This is a genomic window from Fontivita pretiosa (assembly GCF_050410795.1).
GTDB classification, from domain to species: domain Bacteria; phylum Planctomycetota; class Phycisphaerae; order Tepidisphaerales; family Tepidisphaeraceae; genus Fontivita; species Fontivita pretiosa.
In genome coordinates, this window is record NZ_CP191258.1 from 4,436,115 (window position 1) to 4,450,129 (window position 14,015).

Below are 14,015 nucleotides of genomic sequence, written 5' to 3' on the forward strand. Positions count from 1 at the left end.
GGCAACCGCAAGTGCGCGCCGGCATGACTATGTCTGGGCGTGCATCGCTTCAGCGCGGATCCGCGCCTGCAACTGCTGAACCAGATCGCTGCGCGGAATCGTCATCTGCTGTGCGGTCCTCAGATCCTTCAATGCCACCGTGCCCGATGCAAGCTCGGATTCGCCGACGATCACGCACCAGGCGGCGCCCTCGCGGTCGGCGAGCTTGAACTGCGACTTCATCGAACGCCCGGTGAGGTCCATGTCGCAGGCGATGTTGTTGTCGCGCAGCTCGCGAGCCAGTTGCAGATTCAGCTCGCGTGCCCGCTGGTCCTGAGAGATGAGCCAGACCAGCGGTTGACGGGGATTGGGAAGCGACACGCCCTGGGCTTCCAGCGCGATCAGCAGTCGTTCCAGCCCGGAGCCGAACCCCACGCCCGGAGTCGGCCTGCCGCCGAGCGTCTCGATCAGATTGTCGTAACGTCCGCCACCGCCCAGGGCATTCTGCGCACCCAGCCCCTCGGCGGTGACCTCCCAGAGGGTGTCGGTGTAGTAGTCGAAGCCGCGAACCAGTTTGCCATCCACCACGAACTTCACGCCCGCCTGTTCAAGCAGCGTCTGCACCCGCTGGAAGTGCGCTCGGCTGCGATCGGAAAGCGATTCGATGGCCGGCGGGGCGCTGTGGCAGGCCTGAATGTCGCGGGGGTCTTTGCTGTCCAGGATGCGCAGCGGATTGGTGCTCAGGCGTCGCTGCGAGTCCTCGCTGAGCTGCGATGCCATTGGCTGAAGATGCGCCACCAGCACGTCCCGATAGCGTTGCTTGCTCTGGCGATCCCCCAGGCTGTTGATCCGCAGGGTCAGATCCTTCACGCCGCAGCGACGGTAAAAGTCGAGCTGGAGAAGCATGCACTCCACATCCTGCTCGGGTTCGGCCACGCCGAAGGCTTCCACGCCGAACTGGTGATGCTGCCGCAGCCGGCCTTTCTGTACGTTCTCGTAACGGAAGTTGGGTCCGATGTAGTAGACCTTGATCCTCGCGCCCGGGTCGGCCAGCAGGCTCGACTCGATCATCGCCCGCGCCACGCCCGCGGTCTGCTCGGGGCGAAGGGTGATCGACCGTCCCCCGCGGTCCTGGAACGTGTAGGTCTCCTTGTGGACGATGTCCGATGTCTCGCCGACCCCGCGATGAAACAGCTCGCTGTGCTCGAAGATCGGCGTGCGGATCTCCTGGAAGTGATACAGCTCAGCGACCTGGCGGGCGATGCGCTCGATCACCTGCCATTTCCAGCTTTCGCTCGGGAGGATGTCAACGGTGCCCTTGGGGGCGGTGATTCGGGACATTCACATGCCCGGCACGAAGGCGCAAAGGCACGAAGGGATGAAGTGAGCCGGCCCCCGCTCGCTCCGTGCCTTCGTGCCTGTGTGGCCTGGTGCCTCTCCTCACTGTTGCCTGGGGGCCTCAGACGCCTGAAGATCCACTTCCTCGATCTGCGCCGTCTCCAGCAGCTTATCCACCGCCTTCTGCTCGCGCATCTGGATGTACATGCTGGCCAGCGTGCCATCCTTGGCCATCTGCTGCTTGAGCTTCTCCGGTCGCTGATTGCGCTGGGCGGCCAGCATCGCGATCGCGCCGTTCAATTCGGCCTCACTGACGTCGGTTCCCTGATCGGCGGCGATCTTCTCGAGGATGAAGAAGAGCTTGAGCTCGCGGATGGCTTCGTCCCTGGCGCCGCTGCGCAGTCGCTCGATGTTGGCGACGATCTGGTCCTCCGGCACGCCGCGCAACATCAGATCCACCGCGCGCCTCTGGATGACCCGCTGCTCCTGCCGCTCGCTGAGCCGGGCCGGCAGCTCAATCGGCGTGTTCTCCAGCAGATACTTGTAGACCTGCTCGCGCATCGCGTTGCGCACGTCCATGTTGATCCGCTCGACCATCTGCTCCCGCAGCGCCTCGCGCAGCTCCTGCTCGCTGCTGAAGCCCAGATCCTCCAGGAATTCCTGGTTGATCTCCGCCAGCTCCAGCCGCTTGATGTCCTTGATCGTGATCTCGAACACGACCTTCCTGCCGCGGACCTGCTCGTTGGGGTGAGTCTCGGGCACCGCCACCTCGAACGTGCGGGTCTCTCCGCTGCGTGCGCCGGCGAGCTGGCGGTCCAGATCGGGCACATCGATCCCGGCGATTCGCCCCGGCCGCACCACGATCTGCGCATCGTGCTGATGCCCCAGCTCCGTGCCCTCCAGCTTCACATGAATATCCGCGATGACGTAATCCTTCGGCTCGATGCCGCGATCCTCCACAGGCACCAGCGTGCCCTGCTGCTCGCGCAGGTTCTGCATCGCCTGGTTGACGTTCTCCTCGGTCACTTCGATTTTGGGCTTCTTGACTTTCAGGCCCGTAAGGTCCGGCAGATTGATCTGCGGCTGCACTTCCACCTGGAAGGAGTAGCTCAGATCGCCGCTTTCGGGCAACTGAATCGCGTCGGGGTTCTCAAATTCCGGTTCGCCGATGACCTGAAGCTGGTTCTTCTCCACCGCCTGCTGATAGCTTTCGCTGATCAGCGCCCGGCGGACCTGCTCGCGCACGTCGGCGCTGAAGCGTTTTTCGATGAGCTTCTGGGGTGCGTGGCCGGGGCGGAAGCCGGGGATCGCCACCTGTTGCCGCAGCTCCTGGAACTGCTCGGCGAGCTTTTGCTCGATGCGCTGGCGCGGAATCTCGACGGTGACCTTCTTGGTCGCCGGGCCGGCATCCTCGATCCGGATCGGGTACAGGAATTCGTCCTGTTCGGTCTGTTGCTGCTGCTCGGCGACGGCGCCTGGATTGTCTGCCATGACGGAACCTCTTGCGGGAACCTCTTTGAAAAACCGACGTTAGCCTGCATCGCGCCTGCACGCCACCCGCACGCGCGCAGCCGTGCCCGACGCTGGCGAGCCCCGAATCTTAGCGAGCCAGTCCGCCAATGCAAAGGGGGGTAAACCGATCACTGCCCGGCGGCGCTGGATTGGGAACCGCTCACTGCCGCGTTGGCCGCGGGGTGCCGGGGCGTCAGCTCCACCAGTTTGGCACGTTTCTGCTGGACCGACATCACCCGGGCAAGGTAGTTGCCCAGCTCCACGGTATCGCCCGGCCGGGGAAGGCGGCCCAGTTGCTGAATGATATACCCGCCGACCGTGTCCACCCCATTGAGGTGCAGCTCGCCAATGTCCGGCACGCGCTCGCGCAGCTCGTGCAGCGGGTACAGCCCGCTGACGCGGATGGTCTGGCCTTCGCGGACGAAGTCGGGCGTAGGGCCGGCCACGTCGAACTCGTCGGCGATCTCCCCGACGATCTCCTCCAGCACGTCTTCCAGCGTCACGATTCCCTGCGTCGCCCCATACTCGTCCACCACCACCGCCATGTGGATCCGGCTGGACTGGAACAGCCGCAGCAGCTTCGGCACGGCGGTGAACTCGGGCACGAACAGGATATCCCGCTTGATCTGACGCAGATTGATCTCCCCGGAGCCGATGACGTGCACGGTTGAACCGGGCAGCCCCGTCGGTACGGCAATCAGCGCGCCGGTCGGGTCGCGCTCATCCAGAAACTTAAGCTTGCCGGGCACGAGCTTGAGGTGGTTGAACAGATCCTTCATGTGCACCAGCCCCACGACATGGTCGATGTCTTTGTCGCACAGTGGCAGCCGGGTGTAGGCGTTGGATTGCACCGTCTTGAGGATCTCTCCCAGCGGCTGGTCCAGCAGCAGGTACACCACCTCGGTGCGGGGCGTCATGATCTGACGGACCTTCAGCTCGGAAAACTCAAAGGCGCTGGTGAGGATGCGCTCGTTGCCTTTGGCGATGGTGCCGCTGGCCACCGCCTGCGCCAGCAGCGCCTTGAGCTCTTCCTCGGTGTGAGGCATCCCGCCGTGAACGTCATGACGGATTTCGATCCCCGAGAGCCGCAGCAGCAGATTGCTGGCCGAGTTCAGTGCCCAGATCACCGGATAGAAAATGTAGGTGAAGATGACCAGCGGCAGGGCCACCACGGGCAGCAGCTTGTCGGGATAGAAGATGGCCCAGTTCTTCGGCGCCACCTCGCCGACCACCACGTGCAGGGATGTGCTGATGGCCAGGGCGATGGCGATGGCGTAGGCGGTGTGTTTGCCCGGCCCCGGGTCCGGCACGCCGAAGAAGTACAGGATCGGGTCCACCAGCGCCGCCACCGCCGGTTCGGTCACGGCGCCCAGCCCCAGGCTGGCCATCGTAATGCCGAGCTGACAGGTCGAAAGGTACAGATCAAGCCGACGTTTGATGTCCAGGCAGATTCTTGCCAGCAGGCTGGTGGGCGCCAGAGCCTGTAGTCGCGAGGTGCGTGCTCCGACCGCCGCGAATTCCGCCGCCACGAAATACCCGTTCGCCGCCACCAGCGCCAGCGTGGCCAGGATCTTCCAGATGATCGAAAGGATATCCACGCCCAGATTGTAGCGAATCGGCAGTCGGCGGTCAGTTTGCGGCTAGCCGCCGCCGCGGCCTCGCAGCGCCAGGATCAGCTCCACTTCGCCCTCTGGTCGGCCCAGTGCGGCGGCGATCTGGTGAGCGTCCCGGCCGGCGTCGGCAAGGGCGTAGATCTGGGCATGGCGCGGGTCGGGCTGCTCGGGCGGCGAACTCTGGCTGTTGGGGGCATGCGATGATGCGGAGTGCGCAGGTTCAGCCTCATCGCTGGCGGCGCCGTTGCCCGCGGCACGCACCGCTTGCCCAAGCGCCTCCAGTCGCCGGTCGGCGTCCTGGATGAGCTGCTCGAGCTTGGCCGCCCGGGTGTCGAGCTGGGCACTGATCTGTCGCGCCATCTCGGCCAGCTCCACCAGCAGATTCTGCATCTGCCGCTCGACGGCGCGTTGCTGCGAGAGGCTGGCGAAGGCGGGCGGGCGCTCCAGCGGATCCTTCCGCCGCCGCATCATCGGGCGAAGCACCAGCATGTAGATCAGCAGCGCCGCCCCAAGTCCAAGCAACACCCAGGCTTCAGGTTTGACCTGGTTGGCGGCACCCGTCGCCGCCTGCTCCAGTGCCAGCAGCCGCAGCAGCATGCGGGCATCCTGCCGCTTTGAACGCCAGGATGCAAGCGCGCCGCGATTGCTCCGCGTACTTCTGTGTGCCCGGATTTCCACGATCGCGCGGGGATCGTGGATTGGTCGCTGCGGGGCTTACGCAGAAATTCGCGCAGAAACGCGCCAGTCTGTCTCACGGACGTCCCGCCGGTGCCGGCGATCATCGACCTCCAAAGCGGGGTATCACACCGCCAGGGCAACGCGTCCTGCGAACTCCGCTGCTGGCTTGATCTTTTGCGTCGCCTGCGTCACTGTACCGCCGAACCATGACGACCGATCATCCGGGCAGTGGTGAGCGGCCGCGGCGGAACGTGGCGCTGGCGGCGATTGGCGGGATCACGGCGCTGCTGCTGCTGTTCGCTGTGCTGTCATACTCCGCCGTTCTGGGAAAAAGCCCAACCTACGACGAGACGCTGCACTCGGTGGCCGGCTACGTGCATCGCATCCGCGGCGACTTCCGGATCAACCCGGAGGATCCGGCGTTGTTCGGCTACTGGGGTTCGCTGGTGCATGGGCGCAACGCGTTGACGATCAGCACCGACCTGCGCTACTGGGATCAGATGATCGAGGACTTTGCCACGTTCCAGTGGTACTACTCGGTGCACGTGCTGTACGGATGGCGGGGCAACAATGGCGACGCGTTCATCCAGAAGTCGCGGTTCATGTTCGTGCCGGTGGGGATGGGCCTGGGGGGGCTGATCGGATGGTGGGCCTGGCGGATCGCGCAGCAGAGGCATGGCGCGGCGTATGCCGGTGCCGGCGCGGCGGCCGGCTTTCTGGCCACGGCGCTGCTGGCGCTGGATCCGAACTTCCTGGCCCACAGCGCGCTGGTCAAGAATGACGTGATGCTGTCGCTGTTGATGGCGTCGCTGGCGGCGGCGCTGTGGCGATTCGGACAGCGTGCGAGCTGGCCGTCGCTGCTGGCCATGTGCCTGTGCTGCGCCGCGGCCGTCAATGTCAAGTTCTCCGGCATTCTCTGCGGCCCGATCATCTTCGCCGCTGTGCTCATCCGGGCGCTGCTGCCGCTGGCCTGGCCGGTGCGAGGGCTGGGAAGCAGGATCACGATGCTCAGCACGCGCCGGCAGCGACTGGCGGTCGTGCCGGTGGTGTGCGTCCTCGCGGCGATCGCGACCTATGTCATGATTTGGGCATGCTATGGGTTTCGCTTTTCTCCCACCGCCAATCCCGACGTGCTGCTGAACACGCCCCGGCTGGTCCAGCGCGCCAAGCTGAACACCATCATCGCCCGCACCCGTGGCAGCGTCCCGGTCACATCCGAGATGGTCCAGGCCGAGCCCGAGCCGACGATGGTCAGGGCGATCGTCTGGGCTGAATCCAAACGTCTGCTGCCGCAGGCGTGGTTGCACGGGTTTTTGTACACCTACGCGACGACCAAGATCCGCAGCTCCTATCTGCTGGGACAGACGCGGATTGTCGGGTTCTGGTACTACTTTCCGTGCGCGATGCTGTTCAAGACGCCCACGGCCAGCCTGCTGGCGATCCCGACGGTGATCACGGCGGTGCTGCTGTCGTCGGCGACGCGCCGGCGGAAGGCGATGGACAACCCGGCCGCCGCGCAAGCTCCGCCGCGCGATCCGGATGATGCCCGCTTTCGCTTCGGCAGCGCGGACTGGTGGTCGCCGACCTGCCTTGGCCTGCCCGCTGCCGTCTATGCCGCCAGCGCCATGAGCAGCAACCTCAATCTCGGCCTGCGGCACATCCTGCCCGTTTATCCGTTCATCTTTGTCGGGCTGGCGGTGGGGATGGCGGGTGTGCTGCGGCAGTGGCGGCGGACGGGGTGGACGCTGATGGGACTGATCGTTTTCGGGCTGGCAATCGAATCGCTGGCCAGCTATCCCAACTTCATCCCGTTCTTCAACGCGCCTTCAGGGGGGATGCGCAACGGAATCCGGCTGCTGGGCGACTCAAACCTGGACTGGGGGCAGGATCTGCCGCTGCTGGGCCGGTGGCAGGCTGAACACCGCGATCGACCGCTGTATCTGGCCTACTTCGGAACCGCCGATCCCAGAGCCTATGGTGTGACGGCCTATCATCTACCGATGGAAGCCGGTGGTTGGCCTTTCGCCAGCAGCAGACACATGCCCGACCCCAACTCCAGCAGTTACCTGGCGGTCAGCGCCACCAACCTCCAGGGCATTTACGTGCAGGATCCGGCGATCCGCGAGTTTTACCGTGATCTGCTGGAAAACCGACAACCGCTGGCGATTCTGGGCGGCAGCATTTACGTGTATCCGCTTCCGCTGAAGCGTTGAGCCATCTCGCGTCGTTGAAGCGCATGACACAAGAACCGGCCGGCGAGGATTGGCTGTAGCCGCATCGTCGATCAAGACATAGACTCTGCGCCATGTTCGGAAAAGCCTACAAGCTGCCATTTCGCCTCTTTGGCATTCCCGTCTTTATCGACATCACCTTTCTGATCGTGCTGCCGCTTTTTACCTGGATCATCGGCAGCGGCATCAAGGCCGGGCAGGAACTGATTGGCCTGGACCGCGAAGTCCAGACCCTGCGGCAGGGCCTGCTGCCTTATCTGCTGGGACTGATCATCGTGATCGGGTTGTTTGTAAGCGTGCTGATCCACGAGCTGGGGCATGCACTGACGGCACGGGGCTATGGCGTGAAGACTCGAAGCATCACGCTGTGGCTGCTGGGGGGTGTGGCGGCACTGGACGACCTGCCCCGCCGACGCGGCGCCGAGGCCGTCATCGCCATCGTCGGACCGATCGTCAGCTTCGCGCTGGCGGGATTGTTCTACCTGACTCGTCAGACCATCCCCCTGGCCCAGATGCCCGCCGCACGCTTCGTCGTGACTTACCTGGCCTGGACCAACGTGGTGCTGGCGATTTTCAACCTGCTGCCGGCGCTGCCGCTGGACGGCGGACGCGTCCTGCGCTCGCTGCTGGCGCTGCGATGGGACTATCTTGCCGCAACTCAGGTGTCGGCGACGATCAGCAAGGTGCTGGCGGTGGGACTGGGCTTGTTCGGTTTTCTGACCGGGCAGCTCATGCTGATGCTGATCGCGTTCTTCATTTACATGGCGGTGAACACTGAGACGCAGCAGTTGATCGTGGAGCGGCTGCTGGAGGGGGTGCGCGTGCGCGACCTGATGAACCCCGAGGTGATCACCGTGCCGGCCAGCGCCAGCGTCGCCGAGCTCACCGAGCTGATGATCCGCGAGAGGCACAAGGGTTTTCCCGTGGTTGACGATGATGGAGCACTGATCGGCATGGTGGATCTGCGCCAGCTCCAGGGTGCGCCGCCCGATGCGCCCGTGGCGCAGATCATGTCCGAGCAGATTCTGACCACGCGTGAATCTGCCCCGGCACGCGACGTGCTGAAGCTGATGGCCGACCACGACTTTGGCCGCGTGATCGTGCTCGATCACGACAACCGCATGGTCGGCATCATTACCAAAACGGACGTCATGCGCGCCATCCAGGTGCGTCTGGCGCAGATGTCCACGACCGGCAACGGCTGGGTGCGTCCCTCGCAGTTGGCGCATACCTGAGCAGCCTCACCGGCCATAGGCCTCGCGCTCGAAAGGGTTGTCGAAGTATGCGTCGCCGCCGCGAAGCTTCGCGATGGCGCTGGCGATCAGGTAGGCGGGGATGAACAGCGGCCCCCAGCGCTGGCACTGACGGACGTGAACGCGCTCGTGATCGCGGCTGGCATCCAGACAGGCCTGATCCTGCCCGATGACCACGTGCCCCAGCGTCATGGCCGAGGCTCCTCCGGCCAGCGGCACGCAGCGGCGAAGCAGGAACCTGGCGATCCCGCCATGGACTTCGATCACGCCGCGCACCACGCGCACCCGCCCGCCCGACACCAGCACCAGTGGCACGAACACAAGGCCCACACACGTCGTGGGCAGTGCCCACAAATACAGCATCGCTTGGACCAGGTACCTCACGTTATGACTATATCCTCCTGCGGGGATCCGCGCGGCCATCAAAACTGGCCATCATAAATCGTGATCACAGAATCGCCGCCAGGCTGCGAAGTGAGCATTGCCTGCCCATTCTGACTTTGCGCGTGACAGCAGGCCGGTCTTTGGCACAATGGCGGGCATGTCGGCAGACCGGATCGCATCGGAGCAGCCATTGCCCTCGGAGTCGAGCAATGAGGTCTTGCAGCGTTATCGGGTGACTGTCGAGCAGTATCGCGCGTTTCATCGCGACGGGTTTCTGGTGGTGCGCGGGCTGGTGCCCGAGCATGACATCGCCGAGCTTCGCCGGCACACCGAGATGCTGATGCAGGGCGAGCTTCCAGAGCAGCGTGGCCGGCCGATGCCCGATCGCGATGTGGCCCGCGACGGCGCGGTGACGGTGCAGGGGCTGGAGGCTCCACCGGCGCATCTCTCGCCGGCGGAAAAGGCGCAGTACTTCCTGCGGATCCACATGCTGCACCGCAAGCTCGAACTTCACGAGCGCTACCTGCTGCACCCGCGCGTGCTGGATGTGCTGGAAGTGCTGATCGGGCCGGACGTGCTGGCGCTTCAGACGATGCTGTTTCTCAAGCCCCCGGGCAAGCCGGGGCAGGGATGGCATCAGGACTCGTACTACATCCCCACGCACCCCGACACGCTCTGCGGCGCCTGGATCGCCATCGACGATTGCGATGAGCTGAACGGCGCCATGTGGTTCGCCAAAGGCTCGCAGGTCGAGCCGATCTACCCGCCATGCCCCAATGCCGGCTACGGCTTTGGCGATAAGCTGATCTCCGACATCATGCACGTGAAGGGCGTGTCGGAACCGGACGACCAGCGGAACATGCTCAGCATGGTCGCCGACCGCTACGACCAGGTGCTGGTATCAGCCCGGGCCGGCGATGTCGTGTTCTTTGGCGGGCACGTGCTGCACCGCAGCAAGGCCAACTTCACCACGGATCGCTTCAGACGCGCGTTTGTCGGACACTACTGCAATGCCCGCAGCTTCACGCAGTGGGGCGCCGACATGGAGCCGGGCAATCCGCACGTCACACAGGCGATGGACCCGGTGACGAAAATGACCAACGGCTCTCACGTTCTGGCCCGCGGGGACACGCACCTGCCCTTCGCTCAGCCGCGCTTCGGCACGCCCTGCGCCGCGCTGCTGTCGCGTCAGCAGCGCGCCCACGAGAGCGAGTACGTCGCCCGCGTCATCGCCAGCATGAACCACGGGCTGCTGGGTTGTGGGATCACCGATCCGCAGGTTTCAGAAAACCACTATTAGCCCGCCGCCGGTATCGCTGCGCCTGGGGAAATCCCGGCACACGCAACGTCGGCGGGGCTGTTGCGATATCTTGCATCACGCCAGCCGGGGGCTAAACTCCATCGCGACGCACCTACAACTCACGGGAGATCGCCAATGGCCAACGGCAAGACGAAGCAGACGATCAATGTCTGTCTGATCGGTCAGAAGTTCATGGGTCGCACGCACAGCAACGCGTACCTGAAGGTCGGCAAGTTCTTCGATGTTCCGATCCTGCCGGTGATGCACACGATCTGCGGGCGAAATCAGCAGGAGCTTGAGGAATTCAAGGATCGCTGGGGCTGGATGAACGCCACCACCGACTGGCGAAGCGCGGTGAACAACCCGGAGATCGGCCTGGTGGATGTCGGCACGCCCAATCACCTGCACGCCGAGATGTCGATCGCGGCGCTGGAGGCAGGAAAACACGTGGCGTGCGAGAAGCCTCTGGCGGGCACGCTGGCGGACGCGCGGCAGATGCGCGACGCCGCCCGCAAGGCACGCAAGTGCAAAACCTTCGTCTGGTACAATTATCGCCGCGTGCCGGCCGTCGCACTGGCTCATCAGCTCGTCCGCGACGGCAAGATCGGTCGCATCTACCATATTCGCGCTTACTATCTCCAGGACTGGGGCGGGCCGAATGTGCCGCTGCTGTGGCGGTTCCAGAAGAAGCTGGCGGGCTCCGGCGCGCATGGCGACCTCAACGCCCACATCATCGACATGGCCCGCTTCATCACCGGCGACGAAATCACCGAAGTCGCCGGCGCCATCGCCGAAACCTTCATCAAGGAACGCCCCATCGTTCAGGAAGGCCCCAAGGGCGGCATCGCCGGAGGCACCGCCGGCGGCAAAAAGATGGGCAAGAGCGACGTCGATGACACGGTACTTTTCCTGGCCCGTTTCAGGAACGGCGCCGTCGCCTCCTTCGAGGCTACGCGACTGGCCACCGGAAACCAGAACAAGAACGGCCTGGAGATCAACGGTGACAAGGGTTCGCTCATGTTCAATTTCGAGGACATGAATTACCTGAGCTTCTACGACGCCACGCTGGAACGCCGCCAGCAGGGCTGGACCCGAATCATGGTCACCCACGCGCCAGATCATCCCTACGTGGGCAACTGGTGGCCTGATGCCCACATCCTCGGCTACGAGCACGGGTTCATCAACCAACTGGCGGACATGCTGAACATGATCGCCGGCAAGGATCCGGTTGTGCCCATGCCCGACTTCGAGGACGCCTACAAGACCCAGCAGGTCCTCGAGGCCGCGTTGATCAGCGCGCAAGAGCGCCGGCCGGTGAAGATCGCGGAGATCAAGTAGGAACGACAAGCGCGAAGATGCGAAATGCGCGATGTCGGCCGCGAAGGCGCATGTTTGAGAACGTCGCGCCGATGGCCTTGGCGTCTTGCTCGCGCCGGTCGCGGCCTGGCGGTTCACTGATTCAGCGGTTCAGCTATCATCCCGTCATGTCCTGGACCTCTTTGTGCGAACTTCACGAGCTGACGCCTGACCAGGGAAGGTACGTCGAGATCGGCGGGTTTGAGCTGGCGGTCTTTCTGCACGACGGGCAGGTGTATGTCATGGACAACTACTGCCCCCATGCTGGAGGAAACCTGGGCGGCGGACATGTCGAGGACGGCTGCGCCATCTGCCCGTGGCATCACTGGGCCTTTCGCCTGGACAGCGGCCAGCTCCGCGATTCGCCCGGCGTTCTGGTCAAGACCTATCCGGCGCGTATTTGCGAGCATGAAGGGCGAAAACTCGTGCAGGCGGACCTGCCCATCTACTAAGACCATCTTCCGGATTTATCTGGCGATCGGAGCGGCGTCGCCGCGGTTGATCACCGCGCCCTGATCCAGCCGGTAGAACCGCAGGACCTGATCGTCGCGCTGAAGGGTCAGCACGCGGACGAAACCGTCGGGCAATGGCTCGACCCGACGATGCGATTTGTCGATCGAGATCAGCACCAGGTTCGGGTCGCGCCCCGCGCGATCCAGAACGGCCTGTGGCGTGGGCAGGTCCGGGATCGACTGCCGAAGCTCGAAACACAAGGGTAGCGATTCGTTGGGGCCAAAACTGGCAAAGGTGGCGCGCGGGCCGAAAGAGCGGCGGATCTGCCCGGCCAACTGACGCGGCGAGTCATTGTGCAGGCTGGCGGCCCACAGTCCCAGCATCAGGGGCATGAGAATCGGCGTCACGACCAGCAGGGCAACAAAGCCGCCTTCAAGTGAGCGCCGCGACGCCAGCCACACCGCGATCACCGCTGTCGCCAACGCCGCTGCCGCCACCGCATCGATCATCCCGATTCGTCCTCGCTGCATCACGGCCAGGTAGAGGATGGCGTCGATGCCGGCGGCCGCGACCAGTATCGTGCCGACCAGCACCGCGATGCACCAGCGACGCGCCCAGTGTGCCGGGTCGTCGAATACCGCCGCCAGCAGCCGCCCAATGAGAATCGTCACCGGCGGCATCAGCGGCAGCAGGTAATGCGGCTGCTTGTTGCCGGCGATGCTCAGCGGCAGCAGAATCGCCGCGCACCAGAGCAGCACCATGCGAATGGAAGCGTCGGTTTTGAATCGTCGGATCGCATCGACAATCGCCAGCGGCAGCAGCCCCGACCAGGGCGCGGTGGCGACCAGCAGCCGCGCGAGATAGGCTGTGGGCCAGTCGCCGTGATCCCCGCCGCTGATGGTGTTGCTCAGTTCTGAAGCGAACACGCTCAAGCCCTGACGGTTGGCCACGTAGATGAACCAGGGCAATGCGACGATGGCGAGGGTGGCGATGGCGCCGCTGGCGATGAATCGCCACAACAGATGCCAGCGACGTTCGATGGCGCAGTACAGCAGCACGAACAGGGGGGGGAAGATGGCCGGCGCGCCTTTGGCCAGGATCGCCCCGCCGATGGCGGCGGCGGCGAGGTGAGGCCACAGAGGCCGGTCCGACTGGTCGGCGCGCCACATCGCCCAGATCGCCAGCGTCACGAACAGCGCCGCGGGGGCGTCGGTCTCGGCCAGCCGCACGTGACGGAAAAACAGGTAGCTTCCCAGTAGCGCGGTCGAGGCCATCAGTCCGATCCGCCGGTCGAACAACCGGGTCGCAAGCAGATACGTGACTGCGAGCATCAACCATCCGGCCATCGCACCTGGCGCCCGCCCCACGCCGGCGCTGACCCCGGCGATCTTGTAGGCCGCGGCGCTCATCCAGTAGCACAGCGGCGGCTTCTTGAGTCGTGGCTGCTCGTTGAGCCGTGGCAGCAACCACCCCTGTGGGCCGCTGCCGAGCATCTGGCGGGCGGTCTCCAAGACGCGGGCTTCCTGCGTGCGCGTCACGGGCGGGTTGCCCAATGCCACGAATAGCGCGACGCCAGCCAGTATCCACAGCGCGGCCACGCCCGCGCGCGCGCCGATTCGTGCGGAGCGTCCGACTGGCTCAAGTCCGGCGACCACGGTCATCGTCGTTCAAGAGTAGAGCACAGCGGGGATGGGGTAAAGCTCGCAGGCAGTTCTGTGTCACAGGTGTCGCACCCGTGCCCAGCGGCATGAAGTGACCAACAGCTCGGATGTCGGACTCTCGAATTCGAGCGCACTCTGCATGGCCGGGACGGCCATGCCACAGTTGGCTCGGACGTGTCACGGGCGTCTGGCCCGTGCGATGGCCGCCCACCCGGAGGGACGACGGTGATACTGGTGTCGTTCTGCTCGAAGAATGA

Annotated in this window: 11 protein-coding genes; 5 read left to right on the forward strand and 6 right to left on the reverse strand. The window is 64.6% G+C overall.

What is annotated here, in order from left to right:
- Nucleotides 1-27: 27 nt before the first annotated feature.
- From hisS to ACQS5P_RS18010, 4 genes are all read right to left on the reverse strand, one after another.
- Complete coding sequence (gene hisS, locus ACQS5P_RS17995; protein WP_428938004.1) at nt 28-1,320, reverse strand: histidine--tRNA ligase; 1,293 nt, start codon at nt 1,318-1,320, stop codon at nt 28-30.
- A gap of 99 nt (nt 1,321-1,419) precedes the next feature.
- Entirely contained in the window at nt 1,420-2,808 is a 1,389-nt protein-coding gene (gene tig / locus ACQS5P_RS18000) for a trigger factor (RefSeq protein WP_428938005.1), read from the reverse strand.
- Between the two features lie 149 nt (nt 2,809-2,957).
- Entirely contained in the window at nt 2,958-4,427 is a 1,470-nt protein-coding gene (locus ACQS5P_RS18005; protein ID WP_428938006.1) for a hemolysin family protein, read from the reverse strand.
- A gap of 42 nt (nt 4,428-4,469) precedes the next feature.
- On the reverse strand, nt 4,470-5,039 hold the full coding sequence (locus tag ACQS5P_RS18010; protein ID WP_428938007.1) for a hypothetical protein: 570 nt from the start codon (nt 5,037-5,039) through the stop codon (nt 4,470-4,472).
- 287 nt (nt 5,040-5,326) lie between these two features.
- Between ACQS5P_RS18010 and ACQS5P_RS18015 the strand changes: the two genes are divergently transcribed.
- Nucleotides 5,327-7,333: a phospholipid carrier-dependent glycosyltransferase gene (locus ACQS5P_RS18015; RefSeq protein WP_428938008.1), complete on the forward strand. Its 2,007-nt coding sequence runs from the start codon at nt 5,327-5,329 to the stop codon at nt 7,331-7,333.
- A gap of 92 nt (nt 7,334-7,425) precedes the next feature.
- Nucleotides 7,426-8,586, forward strand: a complete 1,161-nt coding sequence (locus tag ACQS5P_RS18020; RefSeq protein WP_428938009.1) for a CBS domain-containing protein — start codon at nt 7,426-7,428, stop codon at nt 8,584-8,586.
- Between the two features lie 6 nt (nt 8,587-8,592).
- Here the strand turns inward: ACQS5P_RS18020 and ACQS5P_RS18025 are convergent, their stop codons facing one another.
- Nucleotides 8,593-8,967, reverse strand: coding sequence for a hypothetical protein (locus ACQS5P_RS18025; RefSeq protein ID WP_428938010.1), 375 nt, complete (start codon nt 8,965-8,967; stop codon nt 8,593-8,595).
- 178 nt (nt 8,968-9,145) lie between these two features.
- Here ACQS5P_RS18025 and ACQS5P_RS18030 point away from each other — a divergent pair, with 178 nt between their 5' ends.
- From ACQS5P_RS18030 to ACQS5P_RS18040, 3 genes are all read left to right on the forward strand, one after another.
- Entirely contained in the window at nt 9,146-10,288 is a 1,143-nt protein-coding gene (locus ACQS5P_RS18030) for a phytanoyl-CoA dioxygenase family protein (protein ID WP_428938011.1), read from the forward strand.
- A gap of 135 nt (nt 10,289-10,423) precedes the next feature.
- Nucleotides 10,424-11,626, forward strand: coding sequence for a Gfo/Idh/MocA family protein (locus ACQS5P_RS18035; protein WP_428938012.1), 1,203 nt, complete (start codon nt 10,424-10,426; stop codon nt 11,624-11,626).
- 146 nt (nt 11,627-11,772) lie between these two features.
- Nucleotides 11,773-12,096, forward strand: coding sequence for a Rieske (2Fe-2S) protein (locus ACQS5P_RS18040; protein WP_428938013.1), 324 nt, complete (start codon nt 11,773-11,775; stop codon nt 12,094-12,096).
- Between the two features lie 15 nt (nt 12,097-12,111).
- Here the strand turns inward: ACQS5P_RS18040 and ACQS5P_RS18045 are convergent, their stop codons facing one another.
- The gene (locus ACQS5P_RS18045) at nt 12,112-13,758 is read right to left on the reverse strand and encodes an ArnT family glycosyltransferase (RefSeq protein ID WP_428938014.1); all 1,647 of its coding nucleotides are present in this window, start codon (nt 13,756-13,758) and stop codon (nt 12,112-12,114) included.
- Nucleotides 13,759-14,015 lie beyond the last annotated feature (257 nt).

Coding starts and splice junctions, on each gene's coding strand:
- hisS (WP_428938004.1), bottom strand. CDS start 1,320: ATGTCCCGAATCACCGCCCCCAAGGGCACCGTTGACATCCTCCCGAGC.
- tig (WP_428938005.1), bottom strand. CDS start 2,808: ATGGCAGACAATCCAGGCGCCGTCGCCGAGCAGCAGCAACAGACCGAA.
- ACQS5P_RS18010 (WP_428938007.1), bottom strand. CDS start 5,039: ATGCTGCTGCGGCTGCTGGCACTGGAGCAGGCGGCGACGGGTGCCGCC.
- ACQS5P_RS18015 (WP_428938008.1), top strand. CDS start 5,327: ATGACGACCGATCATCCGGGCAGTGGTGAGCGGCCGCGGCGGAACGTG.
- ACQS5P_RS18020 (WP_428938009.1), top strand. CDS start 7,426: ATGTTCGGAAAAGCCTACAAGCTGCCATTTCGCCTCTTTGGCATTCCC.
- ACQS5P_RS18025 (WP_428938010.1), bottom strand. CDS start 8,967: ATGCTGTATTTGTGGGCACTGCCCACGACGTGTGTGGGCCTTGTGTTC.
- ACQS5P_RS18030 (WP_428938011.1), top strand. CDS start 9,146: ATGTCGGCAGACCGGATCGCATCGGAGCAGCCATTGCCCTCGGAGTCG.
- ACQS5P_RS18035 (WP_428938012.1), top strand. CDS start 10,424: ATGGCCAACGGCAAGACGAAGCAGACGATCAATGTCTGTCTGATCGGT.
- ACQS5P_RS18040 (WP_428938013.1), top strand. CDS start 11,773: ATGTCCTGGACCTCTTTGTGCGAACTTCACGAGCTGACGCCTGACCAG.
- ACQS5P_RS18045 (WP_428938014.1), bottom strand. CDS start 13,758: ATGACCGTGGTCGCCGGACTTGAGCCAGTCGGACGCTCCGCACGAATC.